Origin of the sequence: Paenibacillus sp. 453mf, assembly GCF_900116105.1 — a bacterium.
Taxonomy (GTDB): Bacteria; Bacillota; Bacilli; order Paenibacillales; family Paenibacillaceae; genus Paenibacillus; species Paenibacillus provencensis.
In genome coordinates, this window is record NZ_FPAC01000010.1 from 46,913 (window position 1) to 64,212 (window position 17,300).

At 43.9% G+C, this 17,300-nt stretch carries 24 protein-coding genes; 22 read left to right on the plus strand and 2 right to left on the minus strand.

What is annotated here, in order from left to right; translation table 11 throughout:
* Positions 1–5 precede the first annotated feature (5 nt).
* The 19 genes from rplO to BM415_RS23055 all read left to right on the plus strand — a co-directional run bounded on the left by rplO (position 6) and on the right by BM415_RS23055 (position 13,268).
* Positions 6–446 carry a 50S ribosomal protein L15 gene (gene rplO, locus BM415_RS22970; protein ID WP_091161612.1) on the plus strand — a complete coding sequence of 147 codons (441 nt, stop codon included), beginning with the start codon at positions 6–8 and terminating at the stop codon, positions 444–446.
* A complete protein-coding gene (secY, locus tag BM415_RS22975; RefSeq protein ID WP_091161614.1) occupies positions 446–1,744 on the plus strand; it encodes a preprotein translocase subunit SecY in 1,299 nt (432 codons plus the stop codon). The genes rplO and secY overlap by 1 nt, the downstream gene beginning before the upstream one ends.
* Before the next feature lie 111 nt (positions 1,745–1,855).
* Positions 1,856–2,500, plus strand: a complete 645-nt coding sequence (locus BM415_RS22980) for an adenylate kinase (protein ID WP_047914071.1) — start codon at positions 1,856–1,858, stop codon at positions 2,498–2,500.
* 5 nt (positions 2,501–2,505) lie between these two features.
* Positions 2,506–2,823 (plus strand): hypothetical protein, encoded by a 318-nt coding sequence (locus BM415_RS24855; RefSeq protein WP_139237053.1) that lies wholly within the window; start codon positions 2,506–2,508, stop codon positions 2,821–2,823.
* A gap of 7 nt (positions 2,824–2,830) precedes the next feature.
* Positions 2,831–3,121, plus strand: a complete 291-nt coding sequence (locus tag BM415_RS22985) for a KOW domain-containing RNA-binding protein (protein ID WP_047914070.1) — start codon at positions 2,831–2,833, stop codon at positions 3,119–3,121.
* Between the two features lie 19 nt (positions 3,122–3,140).
* On the plus strand, positions 3,141–3,356 hold the full coding sequence (gene infA, locus BM415_RS22990; RefSeq protein WP_006212898.1) for a translation initiation factor IF-1: 216 nt from the start codon (positions 3,141–3,143) through the stop codon (positions 3,354–3,356).
* Positions 3,357–3,514: 158 nt separating this feature from the next.
* Entirely contained in the window at positions 3,515–3,628 is a 114-nt protein-coding gene (rpmJ, locus tag BM415_RS22995) for a 50S ribosomal protein L36 (protein WP_003333770.1), read from the plus strand.
* Between the two features lie 21 nt (positions 3,629–3,649).
* The gene (gene rpsM, locus BM415_RS23000; RefSeq protein ID WP_091161615.1) at positions 3,650–4,018 is read left to right on the plus strand and encodes a 30S ribosomal protein S13; all 369 of its coding nucleotides are present in this window, start codon (positions 3,650–3,652) and stop codon (positions 4,016–4,018) included.
* Between the two features lie 19 nt (positions 4,019–4,037).
* Positions 4,038–4,433, plus strand: a complete 396-nt coding sequence (rpsK, locus tag BM415_RS23005) for a 30S ribosomal protein S11 (protein ID WP_091161617.1) — start codon at positions 4,038–4,040, stop codon at positions 4,431–4,433.
* A 133-nt stretch (positions 4,434–4,566) separates the two neighbouring features.
* Positions 4,567–5,511 carry a DNA-directed RNA polymerase subunit alpha gene (locus BM415_RS23010; protein WP_091161618.1) on the plus strand — a complete coding sequence of 315 codons (945 nt, stop codon included), beginning with the start codon at positions 4,567–4,569 and terminating at the stop codon, positions 5,509–5,511.
* 33 nt (positions 5,512–5,544) lie between these two features.
* Positions 5,545–5,910: a 50S ribosomal protein L17 gene (gene rplQ, locus BM415_RS23015; protein WP_047914067.1), complete on the plus strand. Its 366-nt coding sequence runs from the start codon at positions 5,545–5,547 to the stop codon at positions 5,908–5,910.
* 192 nt (positions 5,911–6,102) lie between these two features.
* The gene (gene truA / locus BM415_RS23020; protein ID WP_091161620.1) at positions 6,103–6,879 is read left to right on the plus strand and encodes a tRNA pseudouridine(38-40) synthase TruA; all 777 of its coding nucleotides are present in this window, start codon (positions 6,103–6,105) and stop codon (positions 6,877–6,879) included.
* A gap of 206 nt (positions 6,880–7,085) precedes the next feature.
* Entirely contained in the window at positions 7,086–7,523 is a 438-nt protein-coding gene (gene rplM, locus BM415_RS23025; RefSeq protein WP_076315714.1) for a 50S ribosomal protein L13, read from the plus strand.
* A 19-nt stretch (positions 7,524–7,542) separates the two neighbouring features.
* Positions 7,543–7,938, plus strand: coding sequence for a 30S ribosomal protein S9 (gene rpsI / locus BM415_RS23030; RefSeq protein WP_091161622.1), 396 nt, complete (start codon positions 7,543–7,545; stop codon positions 7,936–7,938).
* Positions 7,939–8,246: 308 nt separating this feature from the next.
* Positions 8,247–8,933: an S-layer homology domain-containing protein gene (locus BM415_RS23035; RefSeq protein WP_091161623.1), complete on the plus strand. Its 687-nt coding sequence runs from the start codon at positions 8,247–8,249 to the stop codon at positions 8,931–8,933.
* A 337-nt stretch (positions 8,934–9,270) separates the two neighbouring features.
* Positions 9,271–9,963: a phosphoadenylyl-sulfate reductase gene (locus BM415_RS23040; protein ID WP_091161625.1), complete on the plus strand. Its 693-nt coding sequence runs from the start codon at positions 9,271–9,273 to the stop codon at positions 9,961–9,963.
* A 77-nt stretch (positions 9,964–10,040) separates the two neighbouring features.
* Positions 10,041–11,213 carry a sulfate adenylyltransferase gene (gene sat, locus BM415_RS23045; protein WP_091161626.1) on the plus strand — a complete coding sequence of 391 codons (1,173 nt, stop codon included), beginning with the start codon at positions 10,041–10,043 and terminating at the stop codon, positions 11,211–11,213.
* Positions 11,214–11,302: 89 nt separating this feature from the next.
* Positions 11,303–12,058, plus strand: a complete 756-nt coding sequence (cwlD, locus tag BM415_RS23050) for an N-acetylmuramoyl-L-alanine amidase CwlD (protein ID WP_091161628.1) — start codon at positions 11,303–11,305, stop codon at positions 12,056–12,058.
* A gap of 85 nt (positions 12,059–12,143) precedes the next feature.
* Entirely contained in the window at positions 12,144–13,268 is a 1,125-nt protein-coding gene (locus BM415_RS23055) for an Mrp/NBP35 family ATP-binding protein (protein WP_091161630.1), read from the plus strand.
* 56 nt (positions 13,269–13,324) lie between these two features.
* Here the strand turns inward: BM415_RS23055 and gerD are convergent, their stop codons facing one another.
* Positions 13,325–14,104 (minus strand): spore germination lipoprotein GerD, encoded by a 780-nt coding sequence (gerD, locus tag BM415_RS23060; protein WP_091161631.1) that lies wholly within the window; start codon positions 14,102–14,104, stop codon positions 13,325–13,327.
* A gap of 126 nt (positions 14,105–14,230) precedes the next feature.
* On the opposite strand from gerD, the gene BM415_RS23065 reads away from it, so the two are divergent.
* The gene (locus tag BM415_RS23065) at positions 14,231–14,884 is read left to right on the plus strand and encodes a KinB-signaling pathway activation protein (protein ID WP_091161632.1); all 654 of its coding nucleotides are present in this window, start codon (positions 14,231–14,233) and stop codon (positions 14,882–14,884) included.
* A 71-nt stretch (positions 14,885–14,955) separates the two neighbouring features.
* Here the strand turns inward: BM415_RS23065 and pdaB are convergent, their stop codons facing one another.
* Positions 14,956–15,768 carry a polysaccharide deacetylase family sporulation protein PdaB gene (pdaB, locus tag BM415_RS23070; protein WP_091161634.1) on the minus strand — a complete coding sequence of 271 codons (813 nt, stop codon included), beginning with the start codon at positions 15,766–15,768 and terminating at the stop codon, positions 14,956–14,958.
* 163 nt (positions 15,769–15,931) lie between these two features.
* Between pdaB and BM415_RS23075 the strand changes: the two genes are divergently transcribed.
* Both BM415_RS23075 and BM415_RS23080 read left to right on the plus strand, forming a co-directional pair.
* Positions 15,932–16,519: a stage II sporulation protein M gene (locus BM415_RS23075; protein ID WP_311288288.1), complete on the plus strand. Its 588-nt coding sequence runs from the start codon at positions 15,932–15,934 to the stop codon at positions 16,517–16,519.
* 98 nt (positions 16,520–16,617) lie between these two features.
* Positions 16,618–16,845, plus strand: coding sequence for a hypothetical protein (locus tag BM415_RS23080; protein ID WP_091161637.1), 228 nt, complete (start codon positions 16,618–16,620; stop codon positions 16,843–16,845).
* The last annotated feature ends 455 nt before the right edge of the window (positions 16,846–17,300 follow it).

Below are 17,300 nucleotides of genomic sequence, written 5' to 3' on the forward strand. Positions count from 1 at the left end.
GATCGATGAAGTTACATGAGCTTTCTCCAGCTCCTGGATCCCGTAAAGAACGCAAACGCGTTGGTCGCGGTCCAAGTAGCGGTATGGGTAAAACTTCAGGTCGCGGTCACAAAGGTCAAAACGCTCGTTCTGGCGGTGGTGTTCGCCCAGGCTTCGAGGGTGGTCAAAACCCACTGTATCGTCGTCTGCCAAAACGCGGTTTCGTAAACCCTACCCGCAAAGAATATGCGGTTGTGAACATTGAAGATCTGAATAGTTTTGAAGCAGGTACAGAAGTAACTCCAGAAGTTTTGGTTGAAACAGGTATTGTGAAAAACACAAAATCTGGCATCAAAATTCTTGGCAATGGCGAAGTTACTGTGAAACTTACAGTAAAAGCGAATAAGTTCTCTCAATCTGCGGTAGAGAAAATCGAAGCTGCCGGCGGTAAAACCGAGGTGATCTAATGCTCACATCCCTAAAGAATATATGGCGAGTCGAAGATCTTCGTAAACGAATTTTGTTCACTCTCTTTGTTCTAATTATTTACCGTATCGGCTCTTTTGTTCCTGTTCCAGGAGTTAACAAAGAAGTCTTCGAAGCGGTAGATTCGCAAGGCAGAGAATTGTTTGGTCTTATGAACACATTCTCGGGCGGAGCGTTGTTCCAGTTCTCGATCTTTGCGCTAGGGATTATGCCATATATTACTGCATCCATCATTACACAATTGTTATCGATGGATGTTATTCCAAAACTTGCGGAATGGGCCAAACAAGGTGAGCATGGTAAGAAAAAATTAGCCCAGCTCACTCGGTATGGTACAGTGGTGTTGGGATTAATCCAAGCATTTGGTACATCGATCGGATTTAACCGGTTGTATGGACAGGAAATGGTGCCTAATGCAACAATGATTGACTTTATAGTCATCGCCATTGTACTGACAGCAGGTACATCATTCCTCATGTGGCTTGGTGAGCAGATCACGGAAAAAGGTATAGGTAACGGGATTTCAATCATTATCTTTGCCGGTATCGTATCTACCATTCCGAATGTCATCCGTACAACAGTAGAATCAGAATTCATTCAGGCAGAACAGGTGTTCATGAACATCCTTAAGGTTGTTATCGTGGCACTGGTTCTTCTCCTGACGATTGTAGGGGTTATCTACATCCAGCAGGCGATCCGGAAGATTCCGGTTCAATATGCTAAGCGCGTTGTAGGTAACAAAATGTATGGTGGACAAAACACCCATATTCCGCTGAAAATTAATGCGGCGGGCGTTATCCCTGTCATTTTCGCTATATCACTTCTTCAATTTCCTACTATTATCGCTTCTTTCTGGGCAAATAGTACTTGGGCTGATTGGATTATCAACAATTTGTCTTATGACAAACCGTTGGGTATGGTGCTCTATGTTATCATGATTATTGGTTTCACGTTCTTCTACACTTTCGTGCAGATGAACCCGCAGCAAATGGCTGATAACATGAAGAAGAACGGCGGTTATATCCCAGGCATTCGTCCGGGTAAAGCAACTGAGAAATACTTGTCCCGTGTCTTGACTCGTTTGACGATGACCGGAGCTTTGTTCTTGGCTGTCATTTCCGTTCTACCTGTATTCTTGGGCTCACTTTCCGGTTTGCCTCAAGTTGCACAGCTTGCTGGTACTTCCATGCTGATCGTAATTGGTGTAGCATTGGATACGACTAAGCAAATTGAAAGTCAATTGATCAAACGCCATTACAAAGGTTTCATCAATAAATAGCCATAGGTTCCGGTAGAATGCAATAGTTCGCCCTTGCTGGTGAGTTGCTAAGACCGGCACCTATTGTGCTGTTTCTTGTTGAAGGGATAGTCTTGGAGGGAGTGACATAACGTGAACATCTTATTCATGGGCCCTCCTGGGGCAGGAAAAGGGACACAAGCAGAAGCGATTGTTAATGAATTCGGCATTCCTCACATTTCGACAGGCGATGCATTTCGTTTGGCGATAAAGCAAGGAACTCCTATTGGGATTAAAGCTAAAGAATACATGGATCAGGGTAAGCTTGTACCAGACGATGTTACCATCGGTATTGTTGAAGAACGTCTTCAGCAGCCTGATTGTGAGAAAGGATTCCTGTTGGATGGATTTCCACGGACCATTTCACAAGCAGAAGCGCTGGACGGTATTCTGGAACGTTTAAATACTGGTCTGGATCATGTCATCAACTTGAAGGTTGACCGCAACAAATTGCTGGCTCGACTTACAGGTCGCCGTTTGTGCAAAAATTGCGGTTCTACGTATCATGTTGTTTTTAATCCGCCTAAACAGGAAGGTATTTGTGATAAATGCGGCGGCGAGTTGTATCAGCGTTCTGACGACAACGAAGAGAGCGTAGGTACTCGTCTTGACGAATATATCAACAAAACAGCACCACTCCTCACGTTTTATGAGAACAAAGGTCTTCTGCGTCAAATCGACGGGGAACAGGAAATTCATGCGGTATCGCAAGAGATCGTATCCTTACTGCGGGGTTAATGGTAATGATCATTTGTAAGTCCGATGCAGAACTGGGTTGGAAGAGTGAGGAACGGTTATCCAGTACGCAAGTACAGGAAGATCAGACGGTTCACAATTCATCTCGGGTTTTGACCGGAGAACTTCACCAAATGACTGATCAATATCATCGCAGTCAAGGGGCTGTGTCGTCTTTCACAGGTTATCACGGTTTTCCTGCCAGTATTTGTACTTCAGTCGATGAACCGAAAGTGCATGGGATACCCAGCTATATTCGATTGTTTGCAATGTCGTATGACGGTCGATCTGTACTCCATTTTTGCGAAGGCGAGATGCGTAGGTGATGAGAAGATGAATGAAGAAATCCCACAAATCGGTCAAATCGTAAAAATCCTTCGAGGCAGGGATGCTGGCCAGTTTGCAGTAGTCATCGCTGTTGAGGACAACAGATATGTATATATTGCTGACGGGGACAAACGTAAGTTTGATGGAGCTAAGAAGAAGAACCTTCTTCATCTTGATCCCCAGCCGATGATCAGCAGCGAGGTTGTAAACAGTATTAACGAAATTGGACGGGTTACGAACGGGAAACTGCGTTATGCAGTCCAACAGTTCATAAATGCAAGCGAAGTTCAAAGCTGAAGAAGAAAGGAGACTATCTGTGGCCAAAGAAGATGTCATTGAAGTGGAAGGAACGGTTATAGAGCCGCTTCCTAACGCAACGTTCAAAGTAGAGCTTGAAAATGGTCATCAAATTCTAGCTCACGTATCCGGCAAACTGCGGATGCATTTTATCCGCATTCTGACAGGAGATAAAGTGGTTGTTCAGTTATCGCCTTATGATCTAACCAAAGGGCGTATAACTTATCGTAAATAGTAAGGTGCATTTTCTGAAATAACGAATGAGAGTTACAACAGTTTTGCATGTAAATGCAATCTTGGTGTACCCTATGTACATGAGACTGCTTCCATGAAGCTGTGGAATGCTTTCGAAGTCAGTTTTACTCATCGTAAAACTTTGAGGAGGTAATCAACATGAAGGTAAGACCTTCTGTAAAACCTATTTGCGAGAAATGCAAAGTCATTCGCCGCAAAGGTAATGTAATGGTCATCTGCGAAAATCCGAAACACAAACAAAAACAAGGTTAATAGAAGGGGGTGTAGCGTAAAATGGCTCGTATAGCTGGTGTGGATTTGCCACGTGACAAACGCGTTGAGATCGCCTTGACTTACATTTTCGGAATCGGTAAAACGACTTCCCAGAAAATTCTGAGCGAAACAGGCATTAGTCCAAATACTCGTGTCCGTGATCTAACGGAAGATGAAGTGAGCAAATTACGTGATGGTATCGACAAATTGGTTAAAGTAGAAGGTGACCTTCGTCGAGAAATTTCTTTAAATATTAAACGTCTGACTGAGATTGGCTGCTACCGCGGTATTCGTCACCGTCGTGGGCTTCCAGTTCGTGGACAACGTACTAAAACAAATGCTCGTACGCGTAAAGGTCCTCGTCGTACTGTAGCAAACAAAAAGAAATAAGAAGGGAGGATAATCTACAATGGCTAAACCGAAAAAAGTCGTACGTACTAAACGTCGTGACCGTAAAAATATTGAGTCTGGCGTGGCACACATCCGTTCCACGTTCAACAACACAATTGTTACCATTACGGATCCACACGGTAACGCTATTTCCTGGGCAAGCTCCGGCGGTCTTGGATTTAGAGGTTCCCGTAAGTCGACTCCGTTCGCAGCTCAAATGGCAGCAGAAACTGCAGCTAAAGCAGCAATGGAACACGGCATGAAAGTAGTTGAAGTTATGGTTAAAGGACCAGGTGCTGGCCGCGAAGCAGCTATCCGCTCTTTGCAAGCTGCAGGTCTGGAAGTTAACCTGATCAAAGACGTAACTCCTGTGCCACATAACGGATGCCGTCCTCCAAAACGTCGTCGTGTCTAATGAGATTTGCCCCCTTAGTGTGGTATAATCCGGCACAATCTGTTAATAATGGTTGTTTAGGCATACTACATGGCTACACTAGATAAGGTAAATGTTTCATATAGGACCGACGTTTTGAAGGAGGGGTATTGCAGTGATAGAAATCGAAAAGCCGAAAATTGAGACGGTAGACGTCAATGATGATGGCACTTACGGCAAATTTGTGGTGGAACCGTTGGAACGTGGATATGGTACGACGCTGGGCAACTCGCTTCGCCGTATCTTGCTTTCCTCGCTTCCAGGTGCAGCAGTATCATCGGTACAAATCGATGGTGTGTTGCATGAATTTGCTACAGTTCCTGGCGTAATGGAAGACGTAACGGAAATCATTTTGAACCTGAAAGCTTTGTCTTTGAAAATTCATTCGGATGAAGAGAAAGTTCTTGAGATTGATGCTGAAGGTGAAGGGGCTGTAACAGCCGGAGATATTCGTGCGGATAGTGATGTGGAAATCCTTAACCCGGATCTTCATATTGCAACAATTGGTCCAGGTTCGAGACTACACATGCGTATTTTTGCCAATCGCGGTCGTGGCTACGTCCAAGCGGATCGGAATAAACGCGATGACCAACCGATCGGCGTCATCCCTGTGGATTCCATCTATACCCCGATTGCACGTGTCAACTACGGTGTTGAGAATACGCGTGTTGGTCAAGTAACGAACTATGACAAGCTGACGCTTGAAATTTGGACTGATGGAAGCATTCGTCCAGAAGAAGCGGTTAGTCTTGGCGCCAAAATTTTAACCGAGCACCTGTTCTTGTTCGTTGGTCTGACTGACGAAGCTAAAGATGCAGAGATCATGGTTGAAAAAGAAGAAGACAAAAAAGAAAAAGTACTCGAAATGACGATCGAAGAGCTCGATCTATCTGTTCGATCCTATAACTGCTTGAAGCGTGCTGGTATCAACACGGTTCAGGAATTGACCACTAAGACTGAAGAAGACATGATGAAGGTGCGTAACCTTGGTCGCAAATCTTTGGAAGAAGTGCAAGAGAAGCTCGAAGAGCTTGGTTTGGGACTTCGTACAGAAGAATAGCAAGCGATCGTTTGAAGTGAAGGAGGGGAAAACATGGCATACCAAAAGTTGGGTCGTAACTCCAGTGCTCGTAAAGCATTGTTCCGTGACCTCGTAACGGATCTATTCTTGTATGAGCGTATTCAAACGACTGAAGCAAAAGCGAAAGAAGTTCGTTCTATCGCTGAAAAGCTGATCACCAAAGCGAAGCAAGGGGATCTTCATGCACGTCGTCAAGTGGCTGCTTATGTACGTCGCGAGACGATTGATGGTGAACAGGATGCAATTCAAAAACTGTTTGGCGAAATCGCACCTCGTTACGCTGAGCGTCCAGGTGGATACACTCGTATCATGAAACTAGGACCTCGTCGCGGTGACGCTGCGCCTATGGTTTACTTGGAACTGGTAGACCGCGCGTAAATAGTGGCATAAAGAGAGGGAAGGGTGACAGGATATACATTCTGAACATGCCCTTTTTTTCCTTGCCTCATTGAAGCAACGGTTTGGGGAGGAGCTCCGATAGGAGCTCTTTTTCATTATGATGAAGATTGGGTGCTGTATGTTTTGACTTAAAAGGCTGTGTGCTTAGTATGGGATAAAGGTGTGAATTCGATGCGGAACATATGTATGAAAGTGAATTATGATGGTACGGATTATTTCGGTTTCCAAACCCAGCCGATCGGGAACACCATTCAGGATCGAATTGAAGAAGCGATCAAATCACTTACAGGTGAGGTGGTCAAAATACATGCATCAGGTCGTACAGACGCTGGGGTGCATGCTATTGGACAGGTTTTTCATTTTCATACTGAATCTCTAATTCCGATCGATCGTTGGTGTATGGCGCTGAATGGCAGATTGCCTCACGACATCATACTCACAGATGCTTTTGAAGTCCCGCTTGAGTTTCATTCCAGACGTTCCGCCAAAAGAAAAACATATCGTTACTCCATTAATGCCAATCAGTTTCTCGATCTATTTAATAGACGGACGCAGCTGCATCATCCAGGTAAGCTTGATATTCAAGCGATGCAGGAGAGTCTTCCATACTTGCTCGGGACTCATGACTTTACTTCTTTCGCTTCCCGGCATTCGACCAAACAATCTCATATCAGGACACTGTATGAGGCGAAGCTAACTGTCGATACTTCCATGTGCCGCAAAGGTCATCCGCGAGATCAAGGTGTTATACATCTGTTTATTACCGGAAACGGCTTCTTGCAGCATATGGTTCGTATTATTGTGGGCACGATGCTGGAGGTCGGCGAGGGGAAGCGTAAGCCTGAAGATATGAAGATAATCTTGGAGGCAGAGGATCGCTCTGCAGCAGGTCCTACAGCAGTCAGCAAAGGGCTGATGCTGTGGAACGTAGAGTATGAAGATTTCTAAAAAAACCTCGGATAAATGCCTTGCGAACTTGGCTGCAATCGTGTAATATATAAGTTGTGTTTTCTTAATGGCTTTCCCACAGCCCCAATTAAGTGAACCACCAAATGCAACATCAATCCATCAATCAAACAGTTGAACTTAACGAATATAAACGACTAACATTTATGCGTATTATGAAACGCGAACATTTGAAGGAGGAACTTTTCATGCGTACCACTTATATGGCGAAGCCTAATGAAGTTGAGCGTAATTGGCACATCATTGATGCTGAAGGCAAAACGCTCGGCCGTCTGGCAAGCGAAGCTGCGGCTTTGATCCGCGGTAAACACAAGCCACAATTTACTCCACATGTTGACACTGGCGATTTCGTTGTTGTCATCAATGCAGAGAAAATCGTTCTTACTGGTAAGAAAATGGAGAACAAAAACTATTACCGTCACTCTATGCACCCAGGTGGTCTGAAAGTCACTCCTGCCAAAGAAATGGTTAAAAACAAACCTGAACGTATGATCGAACTCGCTGTACACGGCATGCTTCCTAAGACTCGTATGGGTAACCAAATGAAGCTTAGACTAAAAGCATACGCTGGCGCTGAACATCCACATGCAGCACAAAAACCTGAAGTTTACGAACTTCGCGGATAATTAAAAGGAGGACAGTTTCATGGCACAAGTACAATACTATGGGACAGGTCGTCGTAAACATTCGGTAGCACGTGTTCGCCTTGTACCGGGTGAAGGACGCATTGTCATTAACAAACGCGACATCAACGATTATTTTGGCGGTTTGGAAACACTCAAACTGATCGTTAAACAACCACTTGAACTGACTGAAACTTTGGGCAACTACGATATTCTCGTTATCGCTCATGGTGGTGGTATCACTGGTCAAGCAGGCGCAATCCGTCACGGTATCTCCCGTGCACTTCTGAAAGCTGACCCAGAATACCGTCCAGGTCTGAAAAAAGCAGGCTTCCTGACTCGTGACCCACGTATGAAAGAACGTAAAAAATACGGTCTCAAAGCCGCTCGTCGTGCACCACAATTCTCGAAACGTTAATATTTATCTTGGATTTCCAAGATTACAGCCTCTGGCCATCAGGTCAGAGGTTTTTTATTTACGTTATATTGACTATGTGAAGTGCGTCATTATTACAGATATGTATATTTCTCTGTTCAAGATTATATCTGTATATTATTTAATCTCCCTTTAGTCACATCTTGCAATATGTTCATACTCCTTCGGTTTATAGAGAATATTGCACTTATCAGCTACATACCCAGCCTCTGCTGCAACCTTGTTAGAGATATCATCGTTTAGAGTACGAAAAGGAGTTCTATTCTTTAAGCGGAAGGCAGGTTAAAGCGATGCGACGAATGAAAACAATTGTTACTGGGCTCATGACGGTTTCTTTAGCTTTTACAGCAGGTGCGGCTTTAACGTATGCAGATGCCGGTTTCTCCGATGTTCGAAGTATACATGGAGAGGCTGAGATTCTTTCCTTGCAGGAAAGAAATATCGTAAGAGGGACAGGCAACAGGGAGTTTAAGCCTGAATTCTCCTTATCGACCGCGGAGGCTGTTCAGCTGATTGCGCGATGTCTTGAGTCGATCCCTTATGTAAAGCAGATTCCTGCCGATAAACAGGGGGCACTGAAGGTGATGGGAGAGGCATATGGATCATACAGTGAGGAATGGCTTGAAGGCTGGTATGCAGACGCAGTCCAAGAAGTCAGCAACAATGGTTTAATGGTTCCGGCTGAGCTGACGCCATCAACGTCGATTACCAAGGAGCAATATACAGCGCTATTGGTAGAAATGATTGAAAATTACGCAGGTTTGCCGCTGATCAACATCAAGCCTGTAGAAATCTCCGATGCGGATTCCATCACTCCATCTTACCAAGGGGCAATTCAGCGCTCATTAATTTGGGACATTACAAGTCTGGATGATAAGCTTAGCTTCTCTCCGAGGTCAGAGATTACGCGGGCGGAGGCTTCGGTTATGCTCTTCAATGCACTGGAGTTTCTGAACAAGCATCCTTATAGGCAATAAATGCAACAGTAAATCACAGAATTATCTACTTAATGGATCTAATCATAAGAAGTGTAAAAGCCTTGTTCTCTTTTTAAAGTAAGCCAAGCAGGAATGCGTCGGGTCATCTTAGGTGGTGCCCGTTTCTCATTCCGAATGGAACTTTACGCATGGAGAACAGGCTTTTTTGCATACTTTTTATCAAATACAGATAAAGTTTTTGAAAAACCTTAAATTCTTAGTAAAAAAGTTGGATTTAGCATTGACTTTATTCTGGTAAGATTTATACTTAATTGTAATTCATATCTAATTTCTAGGTTTTAATGTAAGGTAGTACATTTATGGGAGGCAAGTACAAATGAACTTGTTAGAAAAAGAAGACTTGGCTAGAGTTAAGGCAGTCGAGCTCGAGGATGCAACGCCGGAGGAAATTATTCGTTTTGCTGTTGAGACATTTCCGAACATCACATTTGCTTGCAGCTTTGGAGCGGAAGATGTCGTCTTGGTTGATATGCTCCAAAAAATCAGTCCTAAAACAGACATATTTTATTTAGATACAGATTTTCATTTCAAAGAGACATATGAGACACGAGATCGTCTTGTAGCTCGTTATCATATTGATTTTGTCAGAGTATCTCCCAAGATCACACCTGAAGAGCAGGCGCAAGAGCACGGTGCTGAGCTGTGGAAGTCCGATCCGAACGCTTGCTGCAATATCCGTAAAGTAGAGCCGCTCACCCGTATTCTGTCTCAATATGATGCTTGGATTACCGGAATTCGCCGGGATCAGGCGCCTACTCGGGCGAATTCTAAGAAAGTAGAGTATGATACGAAATTCGGCCTAATGAAATTTAATCCGATTGCGGGCTGGACTAACGAGGATGTATGGAACTACATTCGCGAGAACAATCTCATCTATAATGCGCTCCATGATCAGAATTACCCAAGCATAGGATGCGAATATTGCACAAGACAGGTCATGCCGGGAGAAGATCCTCGTGCAGGACGCTGGTCAGGCAACGACAAAACCGAGTGTGGATTGCACAAATAAGCGGTGTAATGTTGAAATCAAGCATGGCTTAAATGCAAATCATCGTTATAGACAATCGCTCATAAGGAGATGAGTTCATGACTACGATATTGCCTCATGGTGGAACACTAGTTAATCGTATTGTAACAGGTGCAGAGCGAGAAGAACTGCTCAAACAAGCTAAGGAGCTAAGACAGCTGCCAATTACCAATTGGACCATTTCGGATTTGGATTTGATTGGCGTTGGCGCATTTTCTCCGCTGACCGGGTTTTTAAATGAAGAGGATTATCAGTCGGTGGTTAATAACATGCGGCTTGCAAATGGTACAGTCTGGAGCATCCCCATTACACTTGATGTGAATCCCGAGTTTGCAGCATCGCTTGAAATTGGTGAGGTCATTGCTCTTACAGGTCAGGAAGATGGAGTAGTCTACGGGACACTGTCAGTTGAAAGTATGTATAAGGTAGATCACGATGTTGAAGCAACTAAGGTTTACAAGACAAATGATAAAGAACATCCTGGTGTGAGAAAGCTGTTCGAACGCCATACAACTTACGTAGGTGGCTCGATTCAAGTGTTAAACCGGAAGCAGCCAGCGAAGTTCGAAGAATTTTATTATAATCCTGCAGAAACCCGTAAACAGTTTGAAGCCAAGGGTTGGAAGACGGTGGTAGGGTTTCAAACACGCAATCCTGTTCACCGTGCACACGAATATATTCAGAAGAGTGCGATGGAGATTGTAGACGCTTTGTTCTTAAATCCACTTGTAGGTGAGACGAAGTCTGATGATGTTCCAGCTGATGTCCGGATGAAGAGTTATCTGGTTCTGCTTGAGAATTACTATCCGGCGAATCGGACTTTCCTTGGTGTATTTCCAGCAGCCATGCGTTATGCAGGACCGAGGGAGGCGATCTTCCATGCGATGGTCCGCAAAAATTATGGCTGTACCCATTTTATCGTCGGCCGTGATCATGCAGGTGTAGGCGATTATTATGGAACATATGAGGCTCAGGAGATCTTTACTCATTTTACACCAGAGGAGCTTGGAATCACCCCGCTCTTCTTTGAACACAGCTTCTTCTGTACTAAATGCGGAAATATGGCATCAAGCAAGACTTGCCCGCACGGCAAAGAGGATCATTTAACATTATCCGGTACGAAAGTAAGAGGGCTCCTGAGAGACGGACAATGCCCACCGCCGGAATTTACGCGCCCCGAAGTAGCTGAAGTGCTTATCGAGGGAATGACGGAGCAGCAGGTGACCATATAATCTAATGTTTGTCCTTATTTAAATGAATATTTGTCCACCTCGTCCCATATAGATCATTATGGTCAGTTTGGATCGGAGGTGGCTTTTTTATGCGGAAAAATCGTTCGAATAAGCTGTTGGTGTGGATTCATGTTCGAACCATGAAGAGAGTCTTGCTGGGGGCTCTGCTGCTTGCTCTATTTGTCTGTATTGCTATATATGAGGTCCCTGCATCAAAAACGTGGAATTATTGGAGCTTACCGCTGTCAGGGAAGGTTATCGCTCTGGATGCAGGACACGGGGGTCCAGACGGCGGTGCCGTAAGTAAGCAAGGGGTTATTGAAAAAGACATCAATCTAGCCGTGGCTTTGTATCTAAGGGACTATTTGCAGCAAGCAGGCGCTACTGTGGTCATGACAAGGGAAACAGATGTAGATCTAGCTCCTGAAGATACCAAGGGATATTCCAAACGAAAAACAGAGGATCTGAAGCAGCGTGTAAGCATGATTGAGGATAAGCAGGTCGATATGTTTATCAGCATTCACATGAACAGCATCCCTTCTAATCGCTGGAGCGGGGCACAGGTGTTCTATTACCCGAATCATGAGGATAATCCCAATTTTGCTGCGCTCGTTCAGGACGAGATTAGACGAAACCTAGAAAATACAGATCGAATTGCTAAAACCGTTAATACCGTATATTTGCTACAAGCATTAAAAATGCCGTCTGTACTCGTGGAAGTGGGCTTTCTGTCACATCCTGAAGAATCCAGACTGCTGGCGGAGGATGAGTATCAACGCAAGGTTGCAGCTTCGGTGTACAAAGGAATTCTAAGATATGCATCAGGGGAAAAAATGAAAAACTAAAATATTGCACCCCAGAGTGTTATAATAGATCCGTACTTGTACGAAAGAATTACATGCCAATAGATAAAGCAGAGGTGTTATCATCATGTTATCAAGAGACCAAGTGCTGGAAGTATTATCTGACATTCAGGAGCCTGTGAGCGGACTTCTGTATACGGATCTGAACTTTATTCGCGATATCATGGTTAAAGAGGATCGAATCCATTTGACCCTGATTTGTTTGACTGAAGATGAAAACGTTCGCAGAACGCTTAAAGATCAGGTAGCCACATTACTGAGTGAGGCAGGAGTGAATGAAGTCCATGTACGACTTCGAAACGCTTCAGAAACGGAGCGGGAAAGCGTCTTAGCGAATAGCGAGATGAGCAATAAAGAAGCGGGAGAACCAACCGATGAAGAAGTGTTGGTTAAAGGACATGCTGCCGGGATGGAGAATAACGATCTCCTGGATCCTGCGTCAGGAGTTCACTTTATTGCCATTGCAAGCGGCAAGGGCGGTGTCGGCAAATCGACAGTTTCCGTGAATCTGGCTGCTGCCCTCGCGAGGCAGGGGAAGAGAGTTGGAATCATTGACGCGGATATTTACGGCTTCAGTGTTCCCGATATGATGGGAATCGAAGAGGCTCCTATAGTGATGGATGGAGCGATTCAGCCTGTTGAGCGTTTCGGTGTTAAAGTGATGTCCATGGGTTTTTTTGTTCAAGAGAATAGTCCTGTGGTCTGGAGAGGGCCTATGCTGGGAAAAATGCTGAGGCAGTTCTTCAGTGATGTGAACTGGGGGAGTCTCGATTATATGATCCTTGATTTGCCTCCAGGTACAGGAGACATTGCTCTGGATGTGCATCAGATGATACCGCAGAGCAAAGAAATTATTGTAACGACACCCCATGCTACGGCAGCCTTTGTTGCAGCGCGCGCTGGTGCGATGGCTATTCAGACACAGCATGAGGTACTTGGTGTAATCGAGAATATGGCTTACTATCAATGCGGATCTTGCGGAGACAAAGATTATGTGTTCGGAAGAGGAGGCGGGGGACGGTTAGCTGAAAGCCTGCATACCGAGCTGCTAGCCCAAATTCCACTCGGTAATCCAGACAATCACATCTCTGAGCCTGATTTCTCTCCATCGGTGTATAAGGATAGCACAGAGATTGGGCGAATGTATAATGATGTTGCAGCAGCCATTATTGATAAAACAACCAATGTATAGTTAATGAAAAAACCAAGCCAGACTAATGGCTTGGTTTTTTTACCTAAGGAATGGCATTAGCTGGTTCCACCAGATCCGCTTTCTCCGCCTTCGCCGCCGCTTTCATTCCCACCTTCGCCACCGCCGCCTTCACCGCCGCCGCCACTTTCACCTTGAGCTCCGCCAGCGCCTTTGCTTTGTTTAGGTTGCAGCTCCTCTTTGACAACGGATTGCAGCAGCGTCATAACCTCCATACGGAAGAGTGGATTTTGCATGGCTTCCTGCATGACACTCATTGTCTGCTTGCGATAATCAGCACTTTGAGTAAGCTCCAGCATCATTTTTTGCATTTCCGGTGATTTCAGCATATCCTCCATAGACTTTTGATACGTAGGATCCTTAATGAGCTCCATGTGAATTTGCTTACTCTGCGCGTTTACCACCTTGGCAAACTCACCCGCAAATTTCGGATCCTTCATAATCTCTTCAAATTCCTTCTTGTACTCAGGGGAGGAGAGGGTGTCTTTAACAGCAAGACGGATATCCTCGCTTGATCCACCTGAGGAGAGTATTCGAATACCAAGGCCTCCTGAAGAAGTGCCGCCGCCTGAGCCGCCGGATCCTGATTCTTCCGAACCGCCTTCACCGCCGCCGCCGCTACCTGAGCTGCTTTGACCAAGCAAAGCTTCCTCCATTGCTTTTTTACCTTCATCGCTTTTCAAAATATCAATGACCATCGTCTTTGTCTCTTTATAACCGCCGCCTTGGGATCCAGAGCTTTGATCAGACCCACATCCGGATAAAAGGGTAACCATACCGCCTACCAAACACAAGTATCGTAAATTATGCCATTTCACGCGCCTCACAGCCCCTTTATAAGATACTGATTGTAGTATGAGGGGAAGCAGCGATAATTATGTCCGATAAGCCATGGTTTTTTATTGAGAAGGTTGGTAAAATAAACACTTGGAGGTGGAAAAGGTTTGAATTTAAGGAAATGGTTTTATTTATTTTGGCGGACCTTATGTGTTGGGGGAATTGCTTCACTTATTACAGGCTTTATTTTGACTACCGGTGATTATGTATCCTCAGGTACAGCGGACTATCTTTTGTATCTGGTTATTTTGTTCGGCTCGGGCATGATGATCAGTCTGTACTCACAGCTTGGTTTTTTTGCCTATTTAATTTTGAACTACATGGGACGAGGCACCTTTTCTCAAAAAACATGGACTTATATTCAGCTTGCCTTAACAGCCCTTGCCTTGCTCGAATTAATGTTTTTCCGGATATTTATGAATGAAGGAAATGGAGCATCGGATCTTATCCTCGGCATACTTATTTTATTGACTGCTGTTGTAACCGCTTATTTTAAAGTGAGAGCTACCAATAGTCATGCCCTTATACCGACATTATTTTTTATGATTGCACTGACAATTGTTGAGACGATCGGGGTACTTAGCATAGGGGATCATTCAGCTACCGCTTTCACCGTAATTCCACTTCTGGCCTGCAATACATATCAAATTCTAATGCTGCATCGCATTGCTCCAGCGTCAAGTGAGGCATCAGCCAATAATACTGAAGACAACAAGTCTGTCGGAGGTAAGACGTCCAGCTTGAATACACCTGCAAATTGAAATGCCAAAGAGCTAACCGGGGTTAGCTCTTTTATTATATTCGAGCAATATTGGCTAATGACTAGGTGTAACTACTGCAATGGAGCAGTGGTTACATTCCTTGTATCGTTGATAGCTTGATCCCGTACTTCGGAACCTTTAACATTGGATTGATTAATCAATTCAGATACAGTAACGAACTCATATCCTTTTTGGCGAAGCTGCTCGATAATTTGAGGAAGGGCTTCATGGGTTTGCTTAACCGAATCACTGGCATGCAGTAGTACAATATCTCCAGGATGGGCTTTGCTTACAACACGATCCACGATTTGGTCGACGCCAGGGTTCTTCCAATCAAGGGAATCGGTGTCCCATTGAACGACTTGATAATTCAAAGTATCAGCGATACGTAGCACTCGTTTATCAAAATCGCCGTTAGGCAGACGGATTAAGCTCGGTTCTTTTCCGGATACTTCGGTTAAAATACTGTGTGCTGTTGAAATCTGCTTGCGAATTTCTTCATCAGTCAGACTGCTGTAATTGACATGCTTGTGTCCATGACTCCCAATCTCATAGCCTGCATCCTTTATTGAAGTTACGATCTCGGGATGGGTCTTGCTCCATGGAGAGGATAGGAAAAAGGTAGCCTTCTGAACATTTTGCTCCTCAAGCACTTTTAGAATAGGTTCTGTTCGCTTGTCACCCCAGCTGATGTCAAATGTAAGAGCGATTACCTTCTTCTCAGTAGGTACACTGTATACAGCTGCAGGAGCTCCGCCTTCCGAGAACACGGAAATATCCTCTGTTTCAATATAGATGATCCCGAGTGTAAAGATGGCAGCGGCGAATACGATGAGGAACCTTTTGATTTTTCGCCCGTTTAATACATAGAAATATGAGTTCATGTCATTGCTCCTCCCATTAGCAGGCTCGTTTACTTTTATGTGTATGCTCGTACCTTGTACATATGACTAGTACATACGCCAAAGATTCGATAGCCCATAGGGATGGGTTTACTTTATAAGAAAAGAGGGTAATAAATAGATGTTTCGTTTTCAAACTTTTTTAATGGATGTTCGATCAATATCTCGATACATAATAGCTGCAACACTTATCTTTATAGGTGGTGGAGTGCTTGGATGGATGAGTACAGGAGTTCTGCAGGATATCATGCTTCAGCAAATCAGTGGACTTAGCGAGATCAGTAATGAGCTGCGGCAAAGCGAGAATGTCCAGTGGAGTTTTTTTACGTTTATTTTTATGAATAATGCAATAAAAGGTGTACTCGTTATCTTCGCAGGAGCACTCGGTGGAATTATACCTGTTATCTTCTTAATCATTAATGGCGGGGTGTTAGGCTTTCTATTGCACGCGACATGGCAGCAGGGAATTAGCTACTACGATGTGGTCGTAAAAGGGCTACTGCCTCATGGTATCATTGAAATACCAGCAATCATTATCGCTTGTGCCTTTGGATTAAAGCTCGGTGTTATGATTTATAAGGGGCTGGGTGAAATCGGTATGGATACGAAGACTAGATCTGTAAGACTAGGTTCATATATGAAGCAGACGGTGACCGCCTCCTTGTGGATTGTTATCCTGCTGTTTATTGCCGCTATTATTGAGAGCACATTGACATACATCTTAGTACAGTAAAAATTTTTCAGCTATGATTCATAAATTTCCCAAAACTTGAGCATAACAATAAAACATCTTGTTAATCAGACAAATAAAGTAGATGAAGGAGAAGTTCGATGCTCGGAATGCTGTTTAATGAAAAAGAATGTAAAGAACTAGATTACGTCCTAAGAAAAGAACTAGATGAGATGTTATTAGATCTTGGAGATTCCAGGTTGGATCATGACATCCGTTACGCCATTGCGAACCGTTACAAAACAGTTTTCCGAATGTACGCACGTTTTGCACCCGCAAAGGAGTTATCAAAATATGCTCGGAACGGGCGATTTCCACAATTTAAGTAAATGAATTCCTGATATAAAACCTCTCTAGCGATAGAGAGGTTTATTATATTGAGCTATAGTTCTAAAAAGTTGTTCGCTTTACGTAACAATTTGCGCGGCTGTTATAAATATATGAGAAGAATCGTTAAATTTTTTTTATAAAACAGTTGACCTAACACTTTATATTATGATAAATTATAACTCGTTCCTTTTTAGTAAGTTGTCTCTGCACAAGAGGCGAGGCAAGATGGTAACAAACATTTTTAAAAAAAGTCTTGCATTACTGGATTGAATGTGATATATTATAAAAGTCGCCGCTGAAATTGATTAACGGTGATAAAATGAAAGATTTGATCTTTGAAAACTGAACAACGAGTGAGTAGCATTTTCTTCGAAAATGCTTAGCGAGATCATTCGGTACGCGTCGCAAGACCGTATGAATGATGGAGCAAAATAAAGAGAACATAATGTTCTCG